Origin of the sequence: Nocardioides sp. (assembly GCF_035429765.1) — a bacterium.
Taxonomy (GTDB): domain Bacteria; phylum Actinomycetota; class Actinomycetes; order Propionibacteriales; family Nocardioidaceae; genus Nocardioides.
The window spans coordinates 1-3,699 of record NZ_DAOMFK010000258.1; the positions used below are offsets into that span (position 1 = coordinate 1).

General features: G+C 74.3%; 5 protein-coding genes. 1 reads left to right on the forward strand and 4 read right to left on the reverse strand.

What is annotated here, in order from left to right:
• A partial coding sequence (locus tag PLP61_RS15735) for a hypothetical protein (protein ID WP_324503701.1) occupies positions 1-219 on the reverse strand: 219 nt, incomplete at its 3' end.
• A gap of 40 nt (positions 220-259) precedes the next feature.
• On the opposite strand from PLP61_RS15735, the gene PLP61_RS15740 reads away from it, so the two are divergent.
• The gene (locus PLP61_RS15740; RefSeq protein ID WP_324503702.1) at positions 260-733 is read left to right on the forward strand and encodes a peptidylprolyl isomerase; all 474 of its coding nucleotides are present in this window, start codon (positions 260-262) and stop codon (positions 731-733) included.
• On the opposite strand, the gene PLP61_RS15745 is transcribed toward PLP61_RS15740, so the two are convergent.
• The 3 genes from PLP61_RS15745 to PLP61_RS15755 form a co-directional block, all read right to left on the reverse strand.
• Positions 711-1,385, reverse strand: coding sequence for a pyridoxamine 5'-phosphate oxidase family protein (locus PLP61_RS15745; RefSeq protein WP_324503703.1), 675 nt, complete (start codon positions 1,383-1,385; stop codon positions 711-713). The genes PLP61_RS15740 and PLP61_RS15745 overlap by 23 nt on opposite strands.
• A 45-nt stretch (positions 1,386-1,430) precedes the next feature.
• The gene (locus tag PLP61_RS15750; protein ID WP_324503704.1) at positions 1,431-1,574 is read right to left on the reverse strand and encodes a hypothetical protein; all 144 of its coding nucleotides are present in this window, start codon (positions 1,572-1,574) and stop codon (positions 1,431-1,433) included.
• Positions 1,575-1,710: 136 nt separating this feature from the next.
• Positions 1,711-3,438 carry a hypothetical protein gene (locus PLP61_RS15755; RefSeq protein ID WP_324503705.1) on the reverse strand — a complete coding sequence of 576 codons (1,728 nt, stop codon included), beginning with the start codon at positions 3,436-3,438 and terminating at the stop codon, positions 1,711-1,713.
• Positions 3,439-3,699 lie beyond the last annotated feature (261 nt).

Consider the following 3,699-nt stretch of genomic DNA (forward strand, 5'->3'; position numbering starts at 1 on the left):
CCCCGTCCTCGCCGTCCTCCCGCTCTCCGGGTCCTCGCCGCACAACGGCACCAGCACCGCCTCCCCCTCCCCCGCCGGCTCGTCCTCGGGTGCGGCGAGCTCCCCGGGCTCCGGCTCGCCGGGCTCGGCCGGGACGTCCTCGGGCGGGTCGGCCGCCACGGGGGCCGCGGGCCGCGTCACCTGCGAGTACCCGGCCACCCCCGGCAAGGCGGCGCGCACGGTGTCCCCACCGCCGGCCAGGCCGGCGGAGACGGGTCAGGTGCCGGTGACCATCCAGACCACCCAGGGCGACCTGCACGCGACCCTGGACGCCGACGCCGCCCCCTGCACGGTGAACTCCTTCCTCTCGCTGGCCGAGCAGGGGTACTACGACGACACGCCGTGCCACCGGCTGACCACCGGCGGGTTCTACATCCTGCAGTGCGGCGACCCCACCGGCACGGGGACCGGGGGGCCGGGCTACCGCTTCGCCGACGAGCTGTCGGGGTCCGAGCGGTACCCCGCCGGGACGCTGGCCATGGCCAACAACGGCGCCGACACCAACGGCTCCCAGTTCTTCGTCGTGTACGGCGACACGCCGATCGGTCCGCAGTACACGGTCTTCGGCAGGGTCGACGATGCCGCCGTACGAACGCTCACCACGATCGCCCGGGCGGGCACCGACAACAGCTTCGGGCCGGGCGACGGGCACCCGAAGAAGGCGGTCACGATCACCTCCGTGACCGTGGACTGACCGCCCCGCCGGCGCCGCGGGCGGCGGCACGGCGTACCGACGCCGGGAGCGGTACGCCGGCAGGGACGTCGGGGCTCGGCGCGGGCGTGCCGGCCTGCACGGACAGCGGCAGCACACCCGCCCACACCAGCCGGGACTCCCCGTCCTCGGGGTCCTCGGCCGGCCCGTCGCTGACCTTGACGCTGCACCGGTCCAGCGGGACCCGCAGCACCAGCGTGGCGGCGAGCTCCTTGCGGCTGTTCGCCCGCACCTCGGCGGCCCGCCCGGGCATCAGGTGCTCGGTGAGCACCACCAGCGCGGCCGCCGCGGCCTCACCGGTGAGCACCTCGGCCTCCCCCAGCACCACCGCGCTGCGGTAGTGCATCGAGCTCTCGAACAGCGAGCGGGCGAAGACCAGCCCGTCCAGGTGGGTCACCGCCACGGCCACCGGGGTGCGACCGGCCAGCCGGAGCAGGCCCGCCCCGGTCGACCCGTGCAGCAGCAGCGCGTCGCCGTCCCGGGCGCACGCGAAGGGCAGCACCAGCGGCAGCCCGTCACGCACCACCGCCACGTGCGCCACCAGGGCCTCGTCGAGCAGGGCGTGCAGGACCGCGCGGTCGGTCACCTGCTTCTCGGGCAGGCGGCGCACCCGCAGGTCGGCGTCGGTCGTCATGGCGCGACGGTAGCGCCTGGACGACGCCCACGGACCTCGTGGCGGTCAGTGCTCGCGGTCCCGGCGCTCACGCCGGTTGCGGCGCGACTCCTTCCTGGCCAGCTCGACGCTGCGCAGGAGGGCGCGGTCCTCGGCCGACCAGGCGCGTCCTGCGACGATCCCGTAGGCCAGGTGCAACTGCGTGTTCATGCCGGGTGTCCTTCCGCCCGGCCGTCGTCGCCCGGGCTGCGGTGGGTGTAAGAGAGCGAGCCTCTTTTGTCTCTTACACCCTACCGCTGCGCGCCCGGGCGCACCGCGTCCGCGCGGCCGTGACGTCCCCCACGTGCTACTGCACGACGAGGCGGAAGCCCTTCATCCCCTGGACCACCCGCTGGGTGGGGGCGGACTCCACCGTCCGGGTGGTGCCGCGCCCGCCCGTGTCGGCGTAGAGCTGGGCGACCACCGCGTCGTTGCGCACGTCGGCCCGGGCCAGCTTCAGGAACTGCTTCAGGCTCTGGGCGTCCCAGTAGCTGGTGTAGAGCTCTCCGCCCCCGACCAGCTCCAGGCTGCCCCGCGTGCCCGCGAGGGTCCGCGGCAGGTCCACCGAGAGGGCGACCTTGCGGGTTGCGTCGTCGGTGCCGGACAGCACCGCCCGCAGCCTCAGCGTCGTCCCCGCCGTGCCGAGCACCCGCCCGCGCGGCGCCACCGGGATCCAGCTGCCGCCGGCGCGGTACTCCAGCGAGGCGACCGTCCAGGTGTTGGCGTTGTTGACCACGGTCCCGTCGGTGGTCACCGAGCCGATGGTGACGCCGGGCAGCCGCGAGAGGTACCACACGGTGTCGGCGTTCTCGTAGGACACCGCGTCGCTGATGGCTTCCGAGGAGACGTAGCGGTCGGAGAGGTCGACGGTGAACGGTGCTCCGGTCGGGCCGGTGCCGGTGACCACGAAGGACTCGTTCTCCGAGCCGGGGAAGTAGCCGTCGACCACGCGGTCGTGGTTGCCCGCGACCTGGTAGTACACGGTGTTGGCGGCGTACGACGGCATCTCCACCTCGCTCACGCCCGTGCGGCTGCGGCTGCCGTAGGTGACCGTCGAGCTGACGGTCGCCGGCACCGGGACCGACGCGAACGTGCCGGTGACGCCGGTCTGGTGGTCGTCGGTGATGGTGCCCACGGGAGCGCCCATGTTCGACACCTTGAACGGCGCCCCGAGCGAGTCCTCCTGCACGTAGAGCACGTCGGCGGGGTGCAGCCCCGCGGTCACCGTGCCACCGAACGTGGCGGGGTGGCCGAAGCCCACGACCTTGCCCCCGCACACCGAGGTGACGGTGCCGGTCGCGGCGATGGAGACCTCGCCGTACGCCGCACCGAAGGCGAGGTTGCCGCCGGCGACCAGCGTCTCGGGCCCGGCGGTGACCGCGGCGGAGGAGCCGCTGGTCGCGTGGGCCGTCTTGTCCAGGTAGGGGCGGTCCTTGACGTTCGCGAGCCGGGCGGCGCTGACCCCGGAGACGGTCAGGGGCAGCGGCAGCTCGGCGAAGCCCTGCTGGGCCTGGGCCGCCGTCACGTCGGTCGCCGCGGCGATGCTGCGTGCGTCGGCGCGCGGCACCCGGACCTTGGTGGGGGCGGCGGCCAGGTAGTCGTCCATGTCCTCGAACGGGGTCACGCCCGCGACCGGCGAGGGGCCCCAGGCCAGGCCGTAGGCGACGGCGCCGATCAGGCGTCCGTCGGCGGCGTAGACGGGCGAACCGGACATCCCGGCCCAGATGCCGCCCACCCGGTCGATCTCGGTCGAGGTGAGGCGGACCATCACCATCTCCAGCCCGGGGCCGATGCCGTTGTCCAGGACGCCGATCACCTGCCCGGTGAACGGCTCGGGCGTGGTCCCCTTCGAGACCGTGAGCCCGGTGACGGGCTGGTCGGGGACGAGGTCCGCGATCGGGTAGGGGGCTGCGCAGTCCTCGACCGGAGGGGCGGACTGCGCGGGGGTGGTGGCGACGAGGGCTCCCGTGAGCGCAGCGGCTGCGGCCGCGGCGACCGGGGCGAGAACCCTTCGTGGGGTGCGACGGAGCTTCATGGCGGTGCCTCTCCCGTGAACGGTGCGGACGGCGGAGTGCGTCCGCTGCCGGTGGGACGTCCCCCGTCACCGATCGGTTGCGCCAGGTCGCGGGAAGGGCCCGAGACTGGTGTCGCGCCGTGCTCGGACGGGCGACGTTCCCCCTCCCTCACGGTACAGCATCATGGGTCCATGGACCATCGGCGAATCGCCGTCGCCGCCACCGGCCGGCAGTCCCTGGCGGCGGGGCTCGCGACGGCGGCCGACGGCGGCTCCGCCGTG